Genomic DNA, 21,115 nt, shown 5'->3' with positions numbered 1-21,115 from the left:
CGGTCCCTGTGCGGTCGTGCGCTTAGGAGTCAAGGCGTCCCGTCTCGTTCTGGCCGTGCGCGGAGGGGTTCCACCGCTCCGTCGGCGCCTTCTCGTCGCGCAACTCGGCGAGCAGCGCGGTGATCGCATCCATCAGCCGTGTGGTCGCTTCGGAGAGCGCCGCCGGCTCGCCCGCGCGCCCCCGGAGGTCGGTGAGGTCGACAGGATCGCCGACGAGCACGCGCACGGGCTTGCGGAGCGGCCAGAGGCTCAGCCCCTTCTGGTAGCGCCCCATGATGTGCTGCGTGCCCCAGTGCGCGACCGGGATCAGCGGGATGTCGCCGGCGAGGGCGAGCCGCACCGCGCCGGACTTGCCGCGCATCGGCCACAGGTCGGGGTCGCGGGTGAGCGTGCCCTCGGGGTAGACGATCACGCCGCGGCCGTTCGCCACGAGGTCGTTCGACTGCGCCATCGTCTGCTTCGCGGCGGATGCGGACGACGCCCGAGCCACCGGCACCATGCCCGTGCGGTGCAGGAACCATCCGAGCACCGGCACGCGGAACAGGCTCTCCTTCGCCATGAACCGCGGAGCCCGCCCCATCCGCCACACCGCGACCGCCACGATCAGCGGATCGAACTCGGAGTAGTGGTTGGGGGCCAGCACGTACGGGCCGGTGCGCGGGAGCTTCTCGGCTCCGGCGACGCGGATCTTCGCGATGAGCGACACCGCCGGCACGACGAGAGCCGCGAGCGGCCAGAACACGCTCGGCCGGGACTTCTCCGGCGACCGGGCTGCCATCGCGCTCACCGGAGGACGTCGAAGTCGGCGCCGAGCGCGTCGAGCTTGGCGAGGAACTTCTCGTATCCGCGGTTGAGGATGTCGACTCCCGAGACCGTGGACTCGCCCGATGCGGTGAGGGCCGCGATGACGTGGCTGTATCCGCCGCGCAGGTCGGGGACCACGATCTCGGCGCCGTGCAGCGGGGTGGGTCCGGTGATGACGGCGGCCTGCTCGAGATCGCGACGGGGAACGCGGCGGGGTCCGGCCTGCAGACCCCGCGGGTGCACGACGATGTCGGCGCCCATCTTCACCAGGGCCTCGGTGAAGCCCATCCGGTTCTCGTAGACGGTCTCGTGCACGACGGAACGGCCGTTGGCCTGGGTCAGCGCCACGACGAGAGGCTGCTGCCAGTCGGTCATGAAGCCGGGGTGAACGTCGGTCTCGACGACGACGGGGCGCAGCTCGCCCTCGCGCCGGAAGAGAATGCCGTCCTCCTGGATGTCGAACCATCCGCCCGCCTTGCGGAACACGTTGAGGAACGTCAGCATCTCCTGCTGCTTGGCGCCGCCGACGAAGATCTCGCCGTCGGTGGCCAGCGCGGCGGATGCCCACGACGCCGCCTCGTTGCGGTCGAAGATCGAACGGTGGTCGTAGCCGCGGAGCTTCTCGACGCCCTCGATCACGATGACGCGGTTCGGCTCGTACGAGATGATCGCGCCCATCTTCTGCAGCACCGCGATCAGATCCATGATCTCGGGCTCGATGGCCGCGTTGCGCAGCTCGGTCACGCCTTCGGCGCGCACCGCGGTGAGCAGCACCTGCTCCGTGGCGCCGACGCTGGGGTACGGGAGGTGGATGTTCGCGCCATGCAGACGGCCGTTCGGCGTGGAGAGGCGGATGCCGCTCGGCAGCTTCTCGACGATGGCGCCGAACTTGCGCAGCGCGTCGAGGTGGAAGTCGATCGGGCGGTCACCGATGCGGCATCCGCCGAGGTCGGGGATGAAGGCCTGACCGAGGCGGTGCAGCAACGGACCGCAGAAGAGGATCGGAATGCGGGAGGCGCCGGCGTGGGCGTCGATCTCCTCGAAGTGGGCCGACTCGACGTCGCTCGGGTCGAACGAGAGCGACCCGGGCTCGTCGCCCTCGGTCACGCGCACGCCGTGCACCTCGAGCAGTGAGCGGACGACGGCCACGTCGCTGATGGCCGGCACGTCGCGCAGCGTGCTCGTCGTCTCACCGAGGAGAGACGCGACCATCGCCTTGGTGGCGAGGTTCTTCGCCCCCTTGACGTCGACGCGGCCGCGCAGCGGACGACCGCCTCGAATCGCGAGGACGTCTCCGGTGAGTGCGGGGACTCCGTCCGGGAGAGCGTCGCGCACGGGTGTCGTCATTCGGGGCCTCACTTCGTTCAGGGATTCGGGGCGGGATGCCCCTGGCCTCCCGCCCCGATCCGTCATCGAACGGGAAGGGTGCGGGGCCGCCACGACTCGCGACGGGCCTCGAACTGCGCGATCTTGTCTTCGTTGCGCAGCGTGAGCCCGATGTCATCGAGCCCTTCGAGGAGCCGCCATCTAGTGTAATCGTCGATCCCGATGTCGGCCTGGATGTCGCCGAGCGACGCGGTGCGCGCCTCGAGGTCGACGGTCATCCGCACACCGGGGTTCTGCTCGACCGCGGCCCAGAAACGTTCCAGATCCTCTTCCGAGATGGTCGCGGCGAGCAGGCCCTGCTTGCCGGCGTTACCGCGGAAGATGTCGGCGAACCGGGGGCTGAGCACCACCGCGAAGCCGAAGTCGCGCAGCGCCCATACGGCGTGCTCGCGCGACGATCCCGTGCCGAAGTCCGGCCCCGCGAGAAGCACCGACGCCCCCTGATACGGAGCCTGGTTGAGCACGAACTCGGGGTCCTGACGCCAGCCGTGGAAGAGAGCATCCTCGAAGCCCGTCTTGGTCACCCGCTTGAGGAAGACGGCCGGGATGATCTGGTCGGTGTCGACGTTCGACCGCTTCAGCGGGGCGGCGATACCGGTGTGGGTGGTGAACTTCTCCATGGTCAGGCCTCCAGGTCGCTCGGGCTGGACAGGGTGCCGCGGATCGCGGTGGCGGCGGCGACCAGCGGCGACACGAGGTGCGTGCGGCCCCCCTTGCCCTGACGGCCCTCGAAGTTACGGTTCGACGTCGATGCGCAGCGCTCCCCCGGCGCGAGTTGATCGGGGTTCATGCCGAGGCACATCGAGCATCCGGCGAAGCGCCACTCCGCACCGAAGTCGGTGATGATCTTGTCGAGGCCCTCCGCCTCCGCCTCGAGCCGCACGCGGGCCGAGCCGGGCACGACCATGACGCGCACCCCGTCGGCCTTCTGCTTGCCCTCGATGATCGACGCGAAGGCGCGGAGGTCTTCGATCCGGCTGTTCGTGCAGGAGCCCATGAAGACAGCATCCACCGGCACCTCCTTCAGCGGGGTGCCGGGCGCGAGGTCCATGTACTGCAGCGCCCGCTCGGCGGCGGCACGCTCGTTCGGGTCGTCGATCGTGGCCGGGTCGGGCACCGATGCCGAGAGCGAGCTGCCCTGGCCGGGGTTCGTCCCCCAGGTGACGAAGGGTTCGAGCTCGTCGGCGTCGATGAACACCTCGGCGTCGAACGTCGCGCCCTCGTCGGTGGGCAGGGTGCGCCAGTAGGCGACCGCGTCATCCCAGTCCTGGCCCTGCGGCGCGTGCGGACGCCCGTCGAGGTAGGCGAAGGTCGTGTCGTCCGGCGCCACCATTCCGGCGCGGGCGCCGGCCTCGATCGACATGTTGCAGATCGTCATGCGCCCCTCCATCGACAGGGCGCGGATGGCGCTGCCGCGGTATTCGAGCACGTACCCCTGACCGCCGCCGGTGCCGATCTTCGCGATGACCGCGAGGATGATGTCCTTCGCGGTCACGCCGGGACGGAGCGTTCCCTCGACGGTGATGGCCATCGTCTTGAACGGCTTGAGGGGCAGCGTCTGCGTGGCCATGACGTGCTCGACCTCGCTGGTGCCGATGCCGAAGGCCATCGCGCCGAAAGCGCCGTGGGTCGAGGTGTGCGAGTCGCCGCAGACGACCGTGATGCCGGGCATCGTGAGCCCGAGCTGCGGACCCACGACGTGCACGATTCCCTGCTCGGCGTCGCCGAGCGAGTGCAGCCGAACCCCGAACTCCGCCGCGTTGCGGCGCAGGGTCTCGATCTGGGTGCGGCTGGTGAGGTCGGCGATGGGCTTGTCGATCTCCCACGTCGGCGTGTTGTGGTCCTCGGTGGCGATCGTCAGGTCGAGGCGCCGCAGCGGGCGCCCCTCGGCGCGGAGTCCGTCGAACGCTTGCGGACTGGTCACCTCGTGCACGAGGTGGAGGTCGATGTAGATGAGGTCTGGTTCGTTCTGCTCGCCCTTGACCACGAGGTGGTCGTCCCAGACCTTCTCGGCGAGGGTGCGCGGGCGCGGGGCATCGACTGCGGGGGTGTTCATGGCTCTTCTCCTGAAGCTGGCGGGTCGGCCCACGATGGACTCCGCGACGAGGAGGGGCTCAGAACGAGGTCTCGTCGCGGCCGCTAAGAAGGAGCACGGTCCGCATGACGCCAGGTTACCACCGCTTCCCCGGGCCGTGACACGCCGTGACACTCTACTGTTCACCCGCAGATCGAGAGGCTTCGCATGACCGCCGACACCCCGAGTTTCGCGACCCGCGCCCTACACGCTGCGCGCACGCGCGACGCCGCGACCCCTCGGGCCACGCCGATCTACCTGACCGCCGGTTTCGAGTTCGACGGGTTCGATCACGCCGCCGACCACTTCGGGGCGGGTTCGGGTTTCGGGTACACCCGAACGGGCAACCCCACGGTGCGGGCGGTCGAACGGCAGCTCGCGTCGCTGGAGGGTGGCGCGGATGCGCTGCTCGTCGCCAGCGGTCAGGCCGCGGTGGTCACCGCGCTGCTCACCGTCGCGGGCGCCGGCGACCACGTCGTGTCGTCGACGCACATCTACGAGGGCAGCCGCGGCCTGTTCCTCGACAACCTCGCGCGGCTGGGGATCGAGACGACCTTCGTCGACGACATCGCCGACCCGGATGCGTGGCGCTCCGCCATCCGTCCGAACACGCGGGCCCTGTTCGCGGAGTCGATCTCGAACGCCCGCAACGACGTGCTCGACATCGCCGCCGTCGCCGCCGTCGCCGACGAATCCGCCGTGCCTCTGATCGTCGACAACACCCTCGCGACGCCGTACCTCGTGCGGCCGATCGAGCACGGCGCGGCGATCGTGGTGCATTCGGCGTCGAAGTTCCTGGCCGGACACGGCTCGGTGCTCGGCGGGGTGGTCGTCGACGACGGTCGCTTCGACGGCGCAGCCGCGGGTCACAACGCCCCCCACCTCGTGCTGCCCGCACGGGACGGAGGACCGAGCGTCGAGGCGCGTCACGGCGGACTCGCCCGTATCGCCTACGCCCGCGAGTCGGTGGCCCCGCGCTTCGGAGCATCGCCCTCCCCCCTCAACGCCTTCCTGATCGGACAGGGCGTCGAGACGCTCGGATTGCGCGTCGAGCGTCAATCGCGCAACGCGCTGGCGGTGGCGGAGTGGCTCGCGAACCACCCCGAGGTCGAGAGCGTCGACCATGTCGGTCTTCCCTCGCATCCGCACCACCTCCTCGCCTCGCGATACCTGCACGGCGGATTCGGCTCGGTGTTCACCGTCACGTTGCGCGGCGGACTCCCTGCGGCACGCGCGTTCGTCGAGCACGTCGAGGTCTTCGTGCACATGACGCACATCGGCGACGTGCGGTCGCTCGTGCTGCACCCCGGCACGACCAGTCACGCACGGCGGACGGCCGAGGAGCGCGCCGTGCTCGGCGTGCACCCCGGCACCCTGCGGCTGTCGGTCGGCATCGAAGATGTGGACGACCTGATCGGAGACCTCGCACGGGTGCTCGCCGAGCTGCGGGAGGTGGCGGCATGAGCCGGCTGCAGCACTTCGGCTGGTTCCTGGCTCGGGGATTCGGACCGCAGGGATGGGGATACCCGTCGCTCGACTGGGACTACGACTGGACGCGTCCCGAGATCTACCAGGACGCCGCCCGCACCCTTGAGCAGGCGGGCTTCGATCTCGTGATCATCGAGGATGCGCCGTCGCTCGGCTCCCCGGAGACGATCGACCTCCGCGTGCGGCACGCGTTCGGCGGCCCGAAGCACGACCCCCTGCTCCTGGCGCCCTACCTGTTCCAGGCGACCCGGCACCTGGGCGTCTTCCCGACCGTGAACCCGGCAGCCTCCCTCCCCTATACCGCCGCGCGCCAGTTCGCGTCGCTGCATCACCTGAGCGGGCATCGGCTGGGGCTGAACGTCGTGACCGACACGGGCTGCGCTCGGCACTTCTCCGACGCCCCGCCGCTGGGTCACGATGAGGCGTACGACCGCGCCGAGGAGTGGCTGAGCGGCATCCGCGACCTCTGGCGCAGTTGGGACGACGGCGCGCTCGTGCGCGACCGGGACACCGACGTCTACGCAGACGGCACGAGACTGCACGCCGTGCAGCACCGCGGAACGCACTTCGCCTTCGACGGACCGCTGAACGCCGTGCCCTTCACCGACGGCGAGCCGGCGATCGCCTCGCCCGGTGGCTCCGGTCGGGGGCTGGGCTTCGCGGGGGCGAACTCCGACGTGCAGCTCGCGCTCGCACCGCTGCACGAGTCCTCGGTCCGGGCGTATCGCGCGAAGATCCACGATGCCGCACGCGCACAGGGTCGTCGCCCCGACGACGTGAAGGTGCTCTTCGCGATCCCTCCGGTGATCGTCTCGTCCGCGGAGGAGGCCGACCGCATCGTCGCGGCATCCGCTCACCCCGACGACGAGGCGCTGCGCCAGATCGCCCGCAAGCAGTCCAGCGATCTCGAGACCGACCTCACCGCACTCGACCTGGACCGGCCCCTCGACCCCGCGGTGTTCGGACCCCACGTCTCGCGCGGGAGCATCCAACGCCTGCTCGGCGACCGCGAGGACGACGCCCCGCTACGCGCCCATCTCACCGCACTGGCCCGCGCCGGTCGCATCTCCGATCGCAGCGGTTTCGTCGGAACGGCCGAGGAGTTCGCCGACCTCGTCGAGGAGCTCGGCTCCTGGGGCAACGACGGCGTGCTGCTGTGGGGCGACTTCCATCCCGTGACGCTCCACCGCACGCTGGACGAGCTCGTGCCGATCCTCCGCCGTCGCGGGATCCTGCGTCGCGACTGGGCCGACGGCGGCATCCACGCGAATCTGCGCGCGTTCTGAGGCGCGGCCGAGGGCTACCAGCCCATCGACCCCGGGGTGCCCTTGAACGGACCCACCACCCGCGAGGTGACCCACCCGCCGTAGAAGCCACCGGGCTGCGGCGTCGCGACCTCGCCGCCGACCGTGCACTCGTCCATCGGCGCCGCATACACCGCGACGCGACCGAGCAACGCGTCGAACCCCGGCGACGGGTCGGGGTAGGTCCAGGCCGCACCGGGGCGCACCACCCCGCCGCCGTGGACGTCGAAGTAGCGGGCAGCGCCCTTGAACTCGCAGAACGACGTGCCGTCGGCGGCGACGAGCGCGCCCGGCGCGAAGTCGGCGACCGGCAGGTAGTACACGGGCGGGTGACTCGTCTCGAGCACGCGCACCGCGTCGTCGGTGTCGGCGATCAGCGCCCCTCCGAGGCGGATCGTGACGCGCTCGTCGACCCGCTCGACACGCGGAGGCCGGGGGTAGTCCCACACCGATTCCTGTCCGGGTCCGGGAACGAGGGGTTCGGGTCTGCGCATCTTCTCACTGTACGTCCGACGGTGTTGACTGGGGCGATGGATGCGACCCCGATGTTCCCTCTCGGCTCGGTGCTCTTCCCGTACAGCCCCCTGCCGCTGCGCGTGTTCGAGCCTCGCTATCTCACGATGATGGGTCGACTGCTCGATGACGACGAGCCCCGCTTCGGCGTCGTGCTCATCGAGCGCGGCCACGAGGCCGGTGGTGGCGACCAGCGGGCCGCCGTCGGCACCATGGCCCGGTTGGTCAGCGTCTCGGCCGGCGCCGATGTGCTGCAGGCGGTCGCGGTCGGCACCGAGCGGTTCCTGGTGGAACGGTGGGCGGAGGACGACCCCTACCCTCGCGCCGAGATCACTCCTCTTCCCGACCTCCTGTGGAACGAGGCCCTCGCGCCGATGCGCACCGAGGCCGAGTCGATCGTGCGACGTGCGCTCTCCCGGGCCCCCGAGGCCCGGTGGGATGCAGGAACCGCACTGTCGGAGAACCCGATCGCGGCCGCGTGGCAGCTCGCCGCGATCGCCCCGCTGGGCGAGTACGACCGGTACAGGCTGCTCCAGTCGACCACGGTCGGCGGCCTGCTCCGCCAGCTCATCGACCTCTTGCTCGAAGCGGAGCTGCTCTGGTCGGCCGAGTGACGGACCTCACTCGACGGTCGGCGTGGCCTTCGCCGCCCGCTTCTCACGCGACGACGCGATGAGGCTGGCCGTCGTGGCGACCGTCATCGATACGACGATCACTCCGAGCGATACGAGGTTGTCGATGTCGGGCACCCACTCGACGTGCTCGCCGCCGTTGATGAAGGGCAGTTCGTTCACGTGCAGCGCATGGAGGATGAGCTTGATGCCGATGAAGCCGAGGATCACCGCGATGCCGTAGTGCAGGTACCGGAGCCGGTCGAGCAGATCGCCGAGCAGGAAGTACAGCTGCCGGAGGCCCATGAGGGCGAAGATGTTGGCCGAGAAGACCAGGAAGCCGTTCGTCGTGATCTCGAAGATCGCGGGGATCGAGTCGATCGCGAAGATGAGGTCGGTGACGCCAATGGTGATGAACACGATGATCATCGGCGTCCACATGCGCTTGCCGTCGACGGTCGTGCGGATCTTCGAGCCGTCGTAGCCCTCGCTGATGTCGATGCGGCGCCGGAGCATCCGCACGATGAAGTTCTCACGCCGCACGTCGTCGTCATGGTCGCCCTCGGGGAGGGCCTGCTTGATCGCGGTGTAGACGAGGAACGCACCGAAGACGTAGAAGATCGGCGAGAAGTTCTCGATGATCGTCACACCCACCAGGATGAACGCGCCGCGGAGCACGAGCGCGATGATGATGCCGATCATGAGCACCTGCTGCTGCAGGCGTCTGGGCACGGCGAACTGCGCCATGATCAGCACGAACACGAAGAGGTTGTCGACCGACAGGCTGTACTCCAGCGCCCAGCCGGTGATGAAGTCGCCGGCGTTGCGCCAGCCGCCGACATTTCCGAGCAGCACGGCGAAGAGCAGAGCGAGTGCGACGTAGAACACCACCCAGAGCGTCGACTCCTTCGCCGACGGGATGTGCGGGCGGAGACGGATGAGGAGCAGATCGGCGACGAGGATGATCGAGAGGACGATCATCGAGGTGATCTCGAACCAGGCGGGAATTTCCACGGGCAGCACGGCTTTCAGAGGGGGTCGACGGGAATCGAGAGTCTCTCCCCCGCATGAGATGCGGCGCGCGCCCGGAGCAGCAGCGGTGATGCTCGTGATGACGTTACGCGCGGAAACGGGATACTCCCCCTCGCAGACGCCATGTTAGTCCAGCCGGGCGGATCTGAGACGATGGGGCATCGGCCGACACTTCCCCGGTGAGAGACACCGAACGGAATCAGGATGCCCGCACAGACGAGTGATCAGAGATGGGCGGCTCAGGCCGCGAACGGCGACGAGAGCGCCTTCCGCGAGCTGTACCGTGCCCACGTCCGCCCCGTGTACTGGATCGCCCAGGGCATCCTCGCGTCGCCTCCAGACGCCGAGGACGTCACGCAGGAGACGTTCGTGGTGGCGTGGCGCAAGCTGCCGTCGCTGCGGCTGCAGGGCGAGTCGATCCTGCCGTGGCTCGCGACCATCTGCCGCTTCCAGGCGGCGAACCGGCTGCGGCAGCGTCGGCGGGATCGCGCGCACACCGCGGATGCCATCGACCACGACCTCGTCGACACGGTCGACGTGGAGGAGCAGGTCATCACGGCCGACCTCGCTGCGCGCATCGCCGATGCGGTGGGCACCCTCGGCGAGCTCGATCGCGAGATCCTCCGCCTGTGCGCCGCCGAGGGGTACGCCTACCAGGCGGCGGCCGCGCGGTTGGGTGTGAGCCATGCGGTGGTCCGCAACCGTCTCTCACGAGTGCGCACCCGACTCCGGGTCGCCGTCGAGGAAGAGAGAGACGCATGAACGACCAGAACCGGCACGAAGCGCTGCCCACGCTCTCGGATGAGGCCATCGCGCGGATCGAGGAGGGTGTCTTCGCCGAGATCGCCGCCGAGCCGCGGACCACGTCTTCGCCGGGCGCCGCACGATCCCGTCCGCGCCGGCGCCGGTGGCTGACGGGGCTCGGGGTGGCCGCGGCCTTCGCGGTGGGCGTCCTGGTGACACCGCCGATCCTCGCGCTCACCGGTTCGAGCTCTGCGACGAGCACGGCCGACGGCGTGGGCTTCGTCGGTGGCGCTCCCCTTCCCGCGGTGCCCCTCCCCGACCAGGGAGCAGTCGCCGATCGCAGCGCGGGATCGGAGACGGCCGAATCGAGCGCCGTGGTCCCCGGCGCGATCGCCGAGGACGGTCGTGACATCGTCGCGTCCGCGAACGCGTCGATCGAGGTCGACGACATCGCAGACGCCGCCGACGACATCGCCGCTCTCGCCGAGCAGTACGGCGGTTACGTGGAGAGCACCGACGTCGGTCGTTCGGCCGTCGCCGTGGACTCGTCCGAGCCGATGCCGTCGCACCCCGATTACGGCTGGGTGAGCATCCGCGTGCCGTCCGCCGACCTGACGGCCGTCATCGACGACCTCGACCGGACCGGCGAGGTGCTGTCGTCGTCGATCTCGCGTCAGGACGTCACGGCGACCGCGGTCGACCTGCGCGCCCGCGTAGAGGCCTCGCAGGCGTCGGTGCAGCGACTCACCGAGCTCATGTCGCAATCGGCGTCGGTGTCGGAGCTGATCGAGGCCGAAGTCGCCCTCACCGACCGCCAGGCCGAGCTGGAGTCGTACCAGCAGCAGCTCCGCACCCTCGAGGACCAGGTCGCGATGTCGAGCCTGCAGGTGCAGCTGACGCCGACGACGACCACGACCAGTGCGGACCCCGCCGGTTTCGGCGACGGGCTGCTGGCCGGATGGAACGGCCTCATCGCCTCGCTGAATGCGCTGGTCATCGCGGTGGGGTTCGTTCTCCCCTGGGCGGCGATCGCCGGTGCCGTGGTGCTGGTGGTCTGGCTCGTCCGGCGGTCTCGCGCCCGCCGTCGCGACGATGCGGACCCGCTCCCCTAGAGTCGTCGGCATGACACGCGCCGCTTCCTCGACGCCGCCTCGCACCGTACCGGCCGGCCGCGATCTCACTCTCGACCTGACCCGCGTGGCCTGCGTGCTGCTCGTGGTGTTCGTGCACATCTTGTTCACGGGCGTCGGGCGCGACGCCGACGGCGGTCTCGTGATCGAGCGGACGGTCGAGCAGCTCCCGATCTTCGACCTGGGCACGTGGGTGGCGAACATCATGCCGCTCTTCTTCGTCGTCGGCGGCTACGCCGCTCGTGCGGGCTGGCGCTCCGCCGAGCGGCGCGGGGAGTCGGCCGACCGGTTCGTGCGCGTGAGGTTGGCACGACTGGCCCGGCCGGCCGTGCCGGTGATGGTCTTCTTCACCGTCGCCCTCAGCGCCGTGCGCCTGCTAGGCATCGATCCGCAGCTCGTCGATACGATCGCGATCGGTGTGGGCTCGCCGCTCTGGTTCCTGGCGGCGTACCTGATCGCCCAAGCATGCGCCCCGTTCATGATCCGTGCGCACGCCCGCTGGGGCCTCCGCGTGCCGGCCGTCCTCCTGCTCGGCGCATTCGCCGTCGATGCGTTCCGCTTCCTCGTCGTGGACGGCGTGTTCGGTCTCGAACGTGTGCCGCCCACCGGCTACGGGATCGGACAGGAGATCTTCGGCATCCCCAATGTCATCTTCGTGTGGCTGTTCGCGCAGCAGATCGGGTTCTTCCTCTTCGACGGCTGGTTCGCGCGGCGGCAGTGGTGGCAGACGGCGCTGGTGATCGTCGCCGGGTACGCGCTGCTCTGGATGCTGGTGAGCGGTGTCGGGTACCCGTCGAGCATGCTCGCCAACCAGTGGCCACCGTCGTCGCGATCGTGGTGTTCACCGCGCCGGTCATCGGGATCACTCTGTACGGGCTCGACCTGGCCCTCGCGGCGGCGACGCTGCTCGGGGCCGTGGCGGCGCTCTGGCTCACCGGGGCTGCACGGCGCAGCGAAGGACGAACGGCAGACGAATAGGCGCAGAAGCGTGGCCGTAGACACGACGAAGGCCCCCGGAGAACCGGGGGCCTTCGCGTGTTGTGTGACCCCAGCGGGATTCGAACCCGCGTTACCGCCGTGAGAGGGCGGCGTACTAGGCCGCTATACGATGGGGCCGTCTGCGTTTCGTTTCCGTCGCGCGACAACTGTTCAAGTATGCCATGGCGATTCTCGACGGACCAAATCGAGCGGACCGAGACCTGCATCCCGGGCGTGCCGCCGCGGAAAGTCAAGGGTTTGCACGAGGGATGCCCGAGGAGTTGACTCGGATCATGCGCGTGACGAAGTACGAACATGCCACCCTCCGCCTCGACCAGAACGGGCAGACGCTGCTGATCGATCCGGGGTCGTTCACCACTCCCCTGACCGACCTCGGCGATCTGGTCGCGATCGTGATCACGCACGAGCACCCGGATCACTGGACGCCCGAGCACCTCGACCGCATCCTGCGTGCCGCCCCCGGCACCCCGATCTTCGCCCCGGCCGGCGTCGCGAAGGCCGCCGACGGCTACGAGGTCACCGTCGTCGCGCCCGGAGACACGCGCAGCATCGGCGAGTTCGACCTGCGGTTCTTCGGCGGCCGGCACGAGATCATCCACTCCTCGCTCCCCGAGATCGAGAACCTCGGCGTGCTCGTCAACGAGCAGCTCTACTACCCGGGGGATTCGTACGCCGTGCCTGAGGGGGTGTCCGTCGACACCCTCGCCGCGCCGCTCGGGGCGCCCTGGCTACGCATCGGCGACGCGATGGACTACGTGCTCGCCGTGCAGCCGCGCCGCGCCTTCGGCACTCACGACATGACCCTGTCGGTCATCGGGCGCAACATGCATCGGCAGCGCCTGCAGTGGGCGACCGAGCAGAACGGCGGCGAGTTCCTGACGCTCGACCCCGGCGACGCGTTCGACCTGTGACCGATCGGACGCCGCGGCTACTGCCCGCGCCGACCGAGCGGCTGCGCTTTCGAGAGATGACGCCCGGCGATCTCGACGAGATGGCCGAGATGCTCGGCGATCCGAAGGTGATGGCGTTCTACCCGGCGCCGCTCTCCCGCGCGGAGAGCGCCGACTGGATCGACCGGATGCAGCGGCGCTACGAGGACGATGGGCATGGGCTCTGGCTGATCGAGACGCGCGACGGTGACTTCGTCGGCGACTGCGGACTCACGTGGCAGAGGGCGAACGGCGCACGGGTGCTCGAAGTCGGGTACCACGTGCGAACCGCTCAGCAGGGGCACGGGTACGCGACGGAGGCGGCGCGGGCCTGCGTCGAGGTCGCGCGCACCCATTTCGCCCCCACGACGCTGACGGCGATCATCCACCCCGAGAACATGGCATCGCGACGCGTCGCGGAGCATCTCGGCATGACGCACATCGACGACGACCGCGCCCATCCCTGGATCGTACGCACGGTCATGGGGATGCCGCTCGAGCGCGCGTCCGAAGATCAGGCCTGAGCGGCTCGCACGCGGATCTCGCGAGCGAGATGATCGCGCTGCTCGACGACCAGTCGCCGCAGCGATGACGGTGCGTCGTCGTTTGCCGCGAGCCAGGCGTCGACCGCGTCGGTGGTCGACGTGGACGGGAAGAATCCGATGACGAGACGTCGTGCGATCTCGATGCTCCGCGAGCGCCAGGTGTCGAGAAGGCGCGCGAAGTAGTCGTCGTCGAACCGCTCGGTCAGATCGCGGCGCCCTCCGGCCCGGAAGCCGGCGATCTCGGCGTCGAGGTGATCGTTGCTGAGCGACGAATCCTCCCAGGCCGTCTGCCATGCCGCGGCGCGGATATCCGCCGACGGGCGGGAGGCGAGTGCGCGACGGGCCGCCGTCCGGCCCGTGCCGGTGTCGTCGCCTTCGAGCTGCGTTGCGACCTCGTCGGCCGACGCCGCACCGACGGTGACGAGCGCGGTGAGCAACTGCCACCGGAGGTCGGGGTCGATCACGAGCCCCTCCGGCGTGTGCCCGTCGAGCAGTTCTCGCACCTGCGCCGTGTGGTGGTCGTCGAACGACGCCGCCGAGGCGAACGCACGTGCCCAGGAGAGCTGGGCGTCGCTGCCCGGCGCCGCCTCCCACAGCGAGACGAGGGTGGCGGCGAGCCATGCCCGCTGCTCTTCGTCGCGATGGGCGTCGGCGACGAAGTGGCGCACCGCGAACGCCGCATTCGCGAGAACACCCGTCAACAGTCCGCTGTTCGTCTCGTGGGCCGCGTGCCTCCGCACGATCGCGAGGAAGCGGCGGGCGTCGAGGTCGCCGTCGCGCGTCGCGTCCCAGAGCGACGACCAGACGAGCGCCCGTGCGAGCGGCGCCTCGAGCGCCGAGAGCGACTCCTCGACGGTGTCCAGCGACCGGGCGTCGAGGCGGGTCTTGGCGTAGGTGAGGTCGTCGTCGTTCACGATGACGAGGTCGGCGTCGGGGAGCACCACCGGGGTGCGCTCGTCGACGATGTCGACGGCGACCTGGTCCCGACGCACCAGCCGATCGCCGTCGCGACCGTAGATGCCGATGCGCACCCGGTGCGGGCGGGGGTCGGTCTGCACCAGCATCCACCCCTCATCGCCGTGCTCGAGGGAGAGCGTCGACATCCCGGTGGTCTCGAGCCACGCGGCGGACCACTCCGCCATGTCGCGTCCCGACACCGCGCTGAGCTCTGCGAGCAGGTCGGCGAGCGTCGTGTTGCCGTAGGCGTGGGCGGAGAAGTATCGACGTGCGCCCTCGAAGAACGCCTCCTCGCCGACGAACGCGACGAGCTGCTTCAGAACAGACGCGCCCTTCGCATAGGTGATGCCGTCGAAGTTGAGCTTAGCGGCCTCGAGGTCGGGGATATCGGCGACGATCGGATGCGTGGTGGGCAGCTGGTCCTGTTGATACGCCCACGCCTTGCGCCGCAGGGCGAACGTCACCCAGGCGTCGGTGAAGCGCGTCGCCGCAGCCGACGCGTGCGCTCCCATGTAGTCCGCGAACGACTCCTTGAGCCACAGGTCGTCCCACCAGCGCATGGTGACGAGGTCGCCGAACCACATGTGCGCCATCTCATGCAGGATCGTGTTGGCTCGCGCTGCTCGCTGTGCATCGGTGGCGGCACCACGGGAGATGTACGCCTCGGTGAACGTGACGAGGCCCGGGTTCTCCATGGCGCCCAGGTTGTACTCGGGCACGAAGATCTGGTCGTACTTGCCCCACGGGTACGGGAAGGCGAAGGCATCGGTGAAGAAGTCGAGGCCCTGTCTCGTCACCTCGAGGATCTCGTCGGCTTCGACGTGCTCCGCCAGGGACCGCCGGGCCAGAACCCCGAGCTCGATGCGCTGATCGTCGCGCGTCCACTTCCCCGAGACCCGCGCATACGGCCCGGCGGCGATAGCGGTGATGTAGCTCGAGATCGGCAGTGTGGGCGCGAACTCGACCCGCTGCACGCCGAGGCCGGCATCCACGCGCTCGGGGGCTTGGTTCGACAGCACCTCCCACCCGGTGGGGGCGTCGACGACGAAGGTGTACGACGCCTTCATGTCTGGCTGCTCGAAGCACGCCATCACTCGTCGCGCATCGGCGGGCTCGTACTGCGTGTACAGATATGTCAGATCGTCGGCGGGATCGTGGAACCGGTGCAGGCCCTCGCCGCTGCGGCTGTAGGCACCGACGGCATCGACCACGACGGTGTTCGATGCCTCCAGACGGTCGAGCACGAGGCGCGCGCCGTCCCAGGCGACGTCCCGCGGCTCGCCGTTGACGACGACGCGGTCGACGCTCTCGCCGATGAAGTCCAGCCAGGTCTGCGAAGCGGTGGCGTCGAACTCGAGGGTCGTCACGGTGCGGAAGCCGGTGCGGGCACGCTCGGGTGCTCCGGTGAGGTCGAGCTCGACGCGGATGCGGTGCACGGTGATCGCCGCGGATCGCGCGGCGGTCTCCTCGCGGGTCAGGTTGGCGGTGTCCATGCATCCATCCTCCCATCCGGTGGTCATCTCAGCCCGCCGGGGTGTTGCGGAATGCAACAGAGGGCCCTAGCGTTGCATAGAGCAACAGGAGGTGTCATGGCCACTCGTCCCACGCGATCCGACGACAGCGCGACCGTGCTGCGATCGCTCGTCGCCATCTCGCGACGCGGCGTCGCCGACGCGCGCATCGATGAGACACCGCTCACCATGACCGAGCAGTCGATCGTCACGGCCATCGCCGAGCAACCAGGGATCCGCTCGATCGACATCGCCCGGATGTTCCGTCTCAACCGCTCGACCGTGTCGCGGCAGCTCGCGTCGCTCATGCGACTCGGCATCGTCGCCGAGGGCGACGGCGACGGCGGGCGCGGGCGCCCGCTCACTCTGACCCCTGCGGGATCCGACGCCTACCGCCGCACGCTCGACACTCTGCAACGCATCGTGGATGAGCATCTCGCGACCTGGAGCGACGCCGAGGTGGCCCGCTTCGCCACCGACCTCTCCCGTTTCGACCGAAGCTCCGTGGCGCCCCGACCGGGCACCGCGGTGAATGACCCGACCCACGAAGTCGCACAGAAAGAAGAAGGAAAATGAAGAACATCACCGTCCTCGGTACCGGAGTGCTCGGATCGCAGATCGCGTTCCAGACCGCGTTCCACGGCTTCGACGTCGTCGCCTATGACGTCGACCAGCCGGCACTCGATCGTGCCGCCGACCGCTTCCGCGGGCTCGCGGCGCGATACGCGACGGACGGCGTCGACGGCGCCGCCGACGGTGGAGCGGAGGCGGCGATCGCGCGCATCCGGCTGAGCAGCGACCTGACGGATGCCGTCGCCGCCGCCGACCTCGTGATCGAAGCGGTGCCCGAGAACCTCGAGCTGAAGCAGGACATCTACCGCCGTCTCGCCGACGCCGCACCGCAGACCACGATCTTCGCGACCAACTCCTCGACGCTCCTGCCCAGCGCACTGGCTGAGTCGACGGGGCGGCCGGACCGTTTCCTCGCCCTGCACTTCGCCAACGAGATCTGGTCGCACAACACCGCGGAGATCATGGGCACGCCCGCGACCGATCCCGCCGTGTACCAGCAGGTGGTCGAGTTCGCCGGGCGGATCGGCATGGTCCCGATCGAGATCAAGAAGGAGAAGGCCGGCTACCTGCTGAACTCCCTGCTGGTGCCCTTCCTGCAGGCCGCGGGAGAACTGCTCGTCGACGGCATCGCCGAGCCCGAGGCGATCGACGCCACGTGGCGCATCGGTACCGGTGCCCCCGCGGGTCCTTTCGAGATCTACGACATCGTGGGCCTCACCACCGCGTACAACATCTCGCGCATGGGTGACGAGAAGCAGCAGGCGTTCGCCGACCTGATCAAGGAGCGGTACATCGACCAGGGCAAGCTCGGCGTCGCCACGGGCGAGGGCTTCTACACCTACCCGCGGGGTAACTGATCGCCGGACGCGCGGCGGACGTCGCCGGTGCCGCCGCGCGTCACCCCCGGAGCAGCCGCCGGATCGCCGTCTCGGGCGAGACCGTGAGGTCGAGCAGCTTGCCCCGCGCATACAGCGAGAACACCCGCGGGTCGATGTAGCTCGCACGGGCGACCGCGATGGTGTTGCCCAGCGCCGACGCGGTCGCCTGCACCGCCAGACGCTCCGCGCGGTCGCGGTCCTTGCGGGTGTCCATCGGCCCGATGCGGGCCAGCGCGTCGGCCGCCATGATCGTGCCGTGCAGCGTGCGGAAATCCTTGGCCGTGAAGCCCTCGCCCGTCACGTCCTTCAGGAAACGGTTGACCTCGGCGGGGGTGATCTTCACCCGACGCCGTCCGCGGCGGTAGGCCAGCAGGGGCGCACGGTCGGGTCCGGCCGACAGGTCGTCGAGCACGGCGGCGAGCACGTCGTCGGTGATCTCGATCGCCGCCGTCTGCCCGCTCTTCGCCGGGAACGACAACGACACCTTGTCGCCGTCGACCTTCACGTCGCGCCGACGCAGTGTCGTGAGCCCACGACTGCCGTGGCGGGCGAGGTACCGCTCCGAGCCGATGCGCAGCGCACCGTCGTCGAGCAGGCGGAACGCGGTGGCGAGCACCTTGTCCTTCGAGAGCTTCTCATCCTGCAGCGCGCGGGTGACGCGTCCGCGCGCGTGCGGCAGCGCTTCGGCGAGGTCGAGCGCCCGACCGTACTTGCGCCGGTCGCGCTTCGTGCGCCAGAGCGGGTGGTACAGGTACTGTTTGCGCCCCGCCGTGTCGATGCCGACGGCCTGGATGTGTGCGAGCGGGTCGGCGGCGATCCACACGTCCGTCCACGCCGGCGGAATCACCAGATCCTTGATGCGCTCGCGGTCCGCCTCCTGCACCGGATGGCCGTCGACATCCAGGTAGCGAAAACCGGTGCCGGAACGAAGGCGTCGGAACCCGACGTCCTCCCCCGGGATCACACGCACGAGAGCTGCCATGAGAGCATCCTCCCGCCGCCGTCGCGACCACGGCAGGGGCTGGCCCTGCGCTGGTCGTCTCTGGTAGTCGGGCACCGCACAGCGACGACGCGAGCTTGCGCAGTCGGTCCTCACCTGGTTCACTCAACGACATGGCAAGTGAATCGGTCGAGGCGAGGGAGTTCGACTCCGTGCGGCGCATGCTCGAGGGAATCGAAGACGATCGCCGAGGTCTCGGCCTCCGCATGACCGCCGAGACCTGGTGGGCCGCCCCCGCACAGGGCGTGGGCGCGGGGCTGATGGTCGCGGCGCCCGCTGCCGGACTCACCTGGGGATGGCTTCTCTTCCTCACCGGCGTCGCAATCTTCTTCGTGGTCGAAACCGTGTTCCGACGCCGCAGCGGCCTCTCGATCTCTGGGCCGGCGGGACCGCGCGGGCTCGTCCTCGTGGTCGGACTCGGGTGCTTCCTCGCTGTCGCGCTGGCTGCCGGGATCATTCTCTCGTTTCTCGGACTGATCGCCGCCGTCTGCGGCATCGCGGTGATCGCCGGCGGATGCTTCGCCCTCGGCGTCGTTGCGTACGACCGCGTCTACGCGATCGAGGTCGCGCGTGTCCGGTAGCGCCGTGCCGCGCTTCGATGAGACGATCCACGCCCCCACCCGCCTACGCCTCTGCGCGCTGCTGCGCCCTGTCGACGCTGCGGAGTTCTCGGCCATCGCGTCCGCCTTGGATCTCAGCGAGGCGACCCTCTCGAAGACGATCCGCAATCTCGCCGACCTCGGGCACGTGCGCGTCCGCAAGGGGCCGTCGGCTGATCGAAACGACGCCCGTCGGGTGAGCGCCGTCGAACTCACGCCGCAGGGGCGACGGGTATTCGACGGACACCTCGCCGCGTTGCGTGCGATGGTCGGTGAGTGACGCCCCTCACGCGCCTCGACCCTACGCCGACGTCAAAGCAAGAAGCCCGGACCTCCGCATTCCTGCGGATTTCCGGGCTTCTATGAAGTGCTGGGGTACCTGGACTCGAACCAAGAACAACGGAACCAGAAACCGCCGTGTTGCCAATTACACCATACCCCAAGGGCGAAACCGGAGCCTCGCACCGAGAATCTACTCTACCCGACCCCGGCTCCGGTTCCAAATGCGCACGGTCGCCCGCGCGTGGCGTTCAGACCGCGAGGGTCTCCGAGAGCAGACGCAGGCGGCGCAGCGTCTCGTCCTTGCCGATGAGCTCCATCGACTCGAACAGCGGCGGCGACACCCGGCGTCCGGTGATCGCGACGCGCGGCGGACCGTAGGCGACCCGAGGCTTGAGCTCGAGGTTCTCGACGAGCGCGGCGGCGAGAGCATCCTGGATCTTCTCCGGCGTGAACTCGGTGACCGGCTCGAGAGCCGCGACGCACGCGTCGAGCACCTCGCGGGCGTTCGCAGGCAGACCCTTGAGCGCATCCGCCTCGTAGGCGATGTCGTCGGTGAAGAGGAAGCCGAGCATGCCGGGCACCTCCCCCAGCAGCTGCACGCGCTCCTGCACGAGCGGCGCGGCGCGGAACGCGAGCACGAGCTGCTCGTGCGTGGGCTCGTCGAAGAGCCCTGCCGCCGCGAGATAGGGGATCGTGCGCTCGGCGAAGTCCTTCACGTCGAGCATGCGGATGTGGTCGCCGTTGATCGACTCGGCCTTCTTCTGGTCGAAGCGGGCCGGGTTCGGATTGACGTTCTCGATGTCGAACGCGGCGATGAACTCGTCGAGCGAGAACACGTCGCGATCGTGGCCGATCGACCAGCCGAGCAGGGCGAGGTAGTTGAGAAGACCTTCGTGGATGAAGCCGCGCTCGCGGTGCAGGAAGAGGTCGGCCTGCGGGTCGCGCTTGGAGAGCTTCTTGGTGCCGGTCTCCCCCAGCACGAGCGGCATGTGCGCGAAGCGCGGCACGAAGGTCGTGACACCTGCGTCGATGAGCGCCGCGTAGAGGGCGAGCTGACGAGCCGTCGACGGCATCAGGTCTTCGCCGCGGAGCACGTGCGTGATGCCCATGAGCGCATCGTCGACCGGGTTCACGAACGTGTACAGGGGGATGCCGTTCGGACGCACGACCACGAAGTCCGGGAACGAACCCGCCGGGAACGTCACCTCGCCCCGGATCAGGTCGACGTAGGTGAGGTCCTCGTCGGGCACCTGCAGGCGCAGCGCGGGCTGGCGCCCCTCGGCGCGGAAGGCGGCCTTCTGCTCCTCGGTGAGGGTGCGATCGTAGTTGTCGTAACCGAGCTGCTTCGCACGACCGTTGGCTTCGTTGCGGGCGTCGATCTCCTCGGCGTTCGAGTAGCTCTCGTAGAGCGCCCCCGTGGCGAGCAGCTTGTCGATCACCTCGCGGTAGATGTCGTGCCGCTGCGACTGGCGGTACGGCGCGTGCGGTCCCCCGACCTCGACGCCCTCATCCCAGTCGATCTTGAGCCAGGTCAGCGCGTCGACGAGCTGGCGGAAGCTCTCCTCGCTGTCGCGCGCCGCATCGGTGTCTTCGATGCGGAACACGAGCTTGCCACCGTTGTGACGCGCGTACGCCCAGTTGTAGAGCGCGGTGCGCACCATGCCGACGTGCGGCAGGCCGGTCGGCGAGGGGCAGAAGCGGACGCGGACGTCGGCACCGCTGGCGGTCGTGGTGAGGGGGTGAGGAGTAGCCATAG

Annotated in this window: 21 protein-coding genes, 2 tRNA genes and 1 pseudogene; 13 read left to right on the top strand and 11 right to left on the bottom strand. The window is 69.3% G+C overall.

All coding sequences use genetic code 11. The features are described 5' to 3' along the window. Nucleotides 1-22 precede the first annotated feature (22 nt). The 4 genes from RWS82_RS04005 to leuC form a co-directional block, all read right to left on the bottom strand. A complete protein-coding gene (locus tag RWS82_RS04005) occupies nucleotides 23-778 on the bottom strand; it encodes a lysophospholipid acyltransferase family protein (protein ID WP_314647182.1) in 756 nt (251 codons plus the stop codon). A 5-nt stretch (nucleotides 779-783) separates the two neighbouring features. Next, on the bottom strand, nucleotides 784-2,151 hold the full coding sequence (gene murA / locus RWS82_RS04000) for a UDP-N-acetylglucosamine 1-carboxyvinyltransferase (protein ID WP_314647180.1): 1,368 nt from the start codon (nucleotides 2,149-2,151) through the stop codon (nucleotides 784-786). A 62-nt stretch (nucleotides 2,152-2,213) separates the two neighbouring features. Next, on the bottom strand, nucleotides 2,214-2,810 hold the full coding sequence (gene leuD / locus RWS82_RS03995) for a 3-isopropylmalate dehydratase small subunit (protein ID WP_314647177.1): 597 nt from the start codon (nucleotides 2,808-2,810) through the stop codon (nucleotides 2,214-2,216). Nucleotides 2,811-2,812: 2 nt separating this feature from the next. Beyond that, complete coding sequence (leuC, locus tag RWS82_RS03990) at nucleotides 2,813-4,246, bottom strand: 3-isopropylmalate dehydratase large subunit (protein WP_314647174.1); 1,434 nt, start codon at nucleotides 4,244-4,246, stop codon at nucleotides 2,813-2,815. 186 nt (nucleotides 4,247-4,432) lie between these two features. Between leuC and RWS82_RS03985 the strand changes: the two genes are divergently transcribed. Both RWS82_RS03985 and RWS82_RS03980 read left to right on the top strand, forming a co-directional pair. Then, on the top strand, nucleotides 4,433-5,728 hold the full coding sequence (locus RWS82_RS03985; RefSeq protein WP_314647171.1) for a PLP-dependent transferase: 1,296 nt from the start codon (nucleotides 4,433-4,435) through the stop codon (nucleotides 5,726-5,728). Further along, nucleotides 5,725-7,038, top strand: a complete 1,314-nt coding sequence (locus RWS82_RS03980; protein WP_314647168.1) for an LLM class flavin-dependent oxidoreductase — start codon at nucleotides 5,725-5,727, stop codon at nucleotides 7,036-7,038. Before RWS82_RS03985 ends, RWS82_RS03980 begins: the two co-directional genes overlap by 4 nt. 14 nt (nucleotides 7,039-7,052) lie before the next feature. Here the strand turns inward: RWS82_RS03980 and RWS82_RS03975 are convergent, their stop codons facing one another. Continuing rightward, a complete protein-coding gene (locus tag RWS82_RS03975; RefSeq protein WP_314647166.1) occupies nucleotides 7,053-7,550 on the bottom strand; it encodes a DUF427 domain-containing protein in 498 nt (165 codons plus the stop codon). Nucleotides 7,551-7,586: 36 nt separating this feature from the next. Here RWS82_RS03975 and RWS82_RS03970 point away from each other — a divergent pair, with 36 nt between their 5' ends. Beyond that, a complete protein-coding gene (locus tag RWS82_RS03970) occupies nucleotides 7,587-8,183 on the top strand; it encodes an LON peptidase substrate-binding domain-containing protein (RefSeq protein ID WP_314647163.1) in 597 nt (198 codons plus the stop codon). 6 nt (nucleotides 8,184-8,189) lie between these two features. Here RWS82_RS03970 and RWS82_RS03965 read toward each other — a convergent pair whose 3' ends face one another. Then, the gene (locus RWS82_RS03965; RefSeq protein WP_314647161.1) at nucleotides 8,190-9,194 is read right to left on the bottom strand and encodes a TerC/Alx family metal homeostasis membrane protein; all 1,005 of its coding nucleotides are present in this window, start codon (nucleotides 9,192-9,194) and stop codon (nucleotides 8,190-8,192) included. A 222-nt stretch (nucleotides 9,195-9,416) separates the two neighbouring features. Between RWS82_RS03965 and RWS82_RS03960 the strand changes: the two genes are divergently transcribed. The 4 genes and pseudogenes from RWS82_RS03960 to RWS82_RS03945 all read left to right on the top strand — a co-directional run bounded on the left by RWS82_RS03960 (nucleotide 9,417) and on the right by RWS82_RS03945 (nucleotide 12,064). After that, entirely contained in the window at nucleotides 9,417-9,974 is a 558-nt protein-coding gene (locus tag RWS82_RS03960; RefSeq protein ID WP_314647160.1) for an RNA polymerase sigma factor, read from the top strand. Beyond that, nucleotides 9,971-11,068 carry a DUF4349 domain-containing protein gene (locus tag RWS82_RS03955; protein ID WP_314647157.1) on the top strand — a complete coding sequence of 366 codons (1,098 nt, stop codon included), beginning with the start codon at nucleotides 9,971-9,973 and terminating at the stop codon, nucleotides 11,066-11,068. The genes RWS82_RS03960 and RWS82_RS03955 overlap by 4 nt, the downstream gene beginning before the upstream one ends. Continuing rightward, nucleotides 11,049-11,843: pseudogene (locus RWS82_RS15165) on the top strand (acyltransferase); the annotation flags it as partial. The gene RWS82_RS03955 and the pseudogene RWS82_RS15165, both read left to right, overlap by 20 nt. 56 nt (nucleotides 11,844-11,899) lie before the next feature. Continuing rightward, the gene (locus tag RWS82_RS03945; protein ID WP_314647152.1) at nucleotides 11,900-12,064 is read left to right on the top strand and encodes a hypothetical protein; all 165 of its coding nucleotides are present in this window, start codon (nucleotides 11,900-11,902) and stop codon (nucleotides 12,062-12,064) included. A gap of 65 nt (nucleotides 12,065-12,129) precedes the next feature. Here RWS82_RS03945 and RWS82_RS03940 read toward each other — a convergent pair. Next, a tRNA-Glu gene (locus tag RWS82_RS03940) sits at nucleotides 12,130-12,202 on the bottom strand. A gap of 155 nt (nucleotides 12,203-12,357) precedes the next feature. Here RWS82_RS03940 and RWS82_RS03935 point away from each other — a divergent pair. After that, nucleotides 12,358-12,996 carry an MBL fold metallo-hydrolase gene (locus RWS82_RS03935; RefSeq protein WP_314647151.1) on the top strand — a complete coding sequence of 213 codons (639 nt, stop codon included), beginning with the start codon at nucleotides 12,358-12,360 and terminating at the stop codon, nucleotides 12,994-12,996. Beyond that, the gene (locus tag RWS82_RS03930) at nucleotides 12,993-13,538 is read left to right on the top strand and encodes a GNAT family N-acetyltransferase (protein ID WP_314647149.1); all 546 of its coding nucleotides are present in this window, start codon (nucleotides 12,993-12,995) and stop codon (nucleotides 13,536-13,538) included. Before RWS82_RS03935 ends, RWS82_RS03930 begins: the two co-directional genes overlap by 4 nt. Here RWS82_RS03930 and pepN read toward each other — a convergent pair. Continuing rightward, on the bottom strand, nucleotides 13,529-16,009 hold the full coding sequence (pepN, locus tag RWS82_RS03925; RefSeq protein WP_314647147.1) for an aminopeptidase N: 2,481 nt from the start codon (nucleotides 16,007-16,009) through the stop codon (nucleotides 13,529-13,531). The genes RWS82_RS03930 and pepN overlap by 10 nt on opposite strands. Before the next feature lie 96 nt (nucleotides 16,010-16,105). Here pepN and RWS82_RS03920 point away from each other — a divergent pair, with 96 nt between their 5' ends. Together RWS82_RS03920 and RWS82_RS03915 are read left to right on the top strand one after the other, a co-directional pair. Next, the gene (locus RWS82_RS03920) at nucleotides 16,106-16,603 is read left to right on the top strand and encodes a MarR family winged helix-turn-helix transcriptional regulator (RefSeq protein WP_314647145.1); all 498 of its coding nucleotides are present in this window, start codon (nucleotides 16,106-16,108) and stop codon (nucleotides 16,601-16,603) included. Beyond that, nucleotides 16,600-17,457, top strand: a complete 858-nt coding sequence (locus tag RWS82_RS03915; protein WP_314647140.1) for a 3-hydroxyacyl-CoA dehydrogenase — start codon at nucleotides 16,600-16,602, stop codon at nucleotides 17,455-17,457. The genes RWS82_RS03920 and RWS82_RS03915 overlap by 4 nt, the downstream gene beginning before the upstream one ends. 40 nt (nucleotides 17,458-17,497) lie before the next feature. Here the strand turns inward: RWS82_RS03915 and RWS82_RS03910 are convergent, their stop codons facing one another. Beyond that, complete coding sequence (locus RWS82_RS03910; RefSeq protein ID WP_314647138.1) at nucleotides 17,498-18,460, bottom strand: DNA topoisomerase IB; 963 nt, start codon at nucleotides 18,458-18,460, stop codon at nucleotides 17,498-17,500. A 131-nt stretch (nucleotides 18,461-18,591) separates the two neighbouring features. On the opposite strand from RWS82_RS03910, the gene RWS82_RS03905 reads away from it, so the two are divergent. Both RWS82_RS03905 and RWS82_RS03900 read left to right on the top strand, forming a co-directional pair. Continuing rightward, nucleotides 18,592-19,059, top strand: a complete 468-nt coding sequence (locus RWS82_RS03905; protein WP_314647135.1) for a hypothetical protein — start codon at nucleotides 18,592-18,594, stop codon at nucleotides 19,057-19,059. Then, a complete protein-coding gene (locus RWS82_RS03900) occupies nucleotides 19,049-19,357 on the top strand; it encodes a transcriptional regulator (protein ID WP_314647133.1) in 309 nt (102 codons plus the stop codon). The genes RWS82_RS03905 and RWS82_RS03900 overlap by 11 nt, the downstream gene beginning before the upstream one ends. A 90-nt stretch (nucleotides 19,358-19,447) precedes the next feature. On the opposite strand, the gene RWS82_RS03895 is transcribed toward RWS82_RS03900, so the two are convergent. Together RWS82_RS03895 and gltX are read right to left on the bottom strand one after the other, a co-directional pair. Next, nucleotides 19,448-19,519, bottom strand: a tRNA-Gln gene (locus RWS82_RS03895). A gap of 88 nt (nucleotides 19,520-19,607) precedes the next feature. Then, nucleotides 19,608-21,113 (bottom strand): glutamate--tRNA ligase, encoded by a 1,506-nt coding sequence (gene gltX / locus RWS82_RS03890; protein ID WP_314647130.1) that lies wholly within the window; start codon nucleotides 21,111-21,113, stop codon nucleotides 19,608-19,610. Between the last annotated feature and the right edge of the window lie 2 nt (nucleotides 21,114-21,115).

It is taken from the genome of uncultured Microbacterium sp., assembly GCF_963528945.1.
Classification (GTDB): Bacteria; Actinomycetota; Actinomycetes; order Actinomycetales; family Microbacteriaceae; genus Microbacterium.
This window is presented reverse-complemented; position numbering and strand designations above follow the sequence as displayed.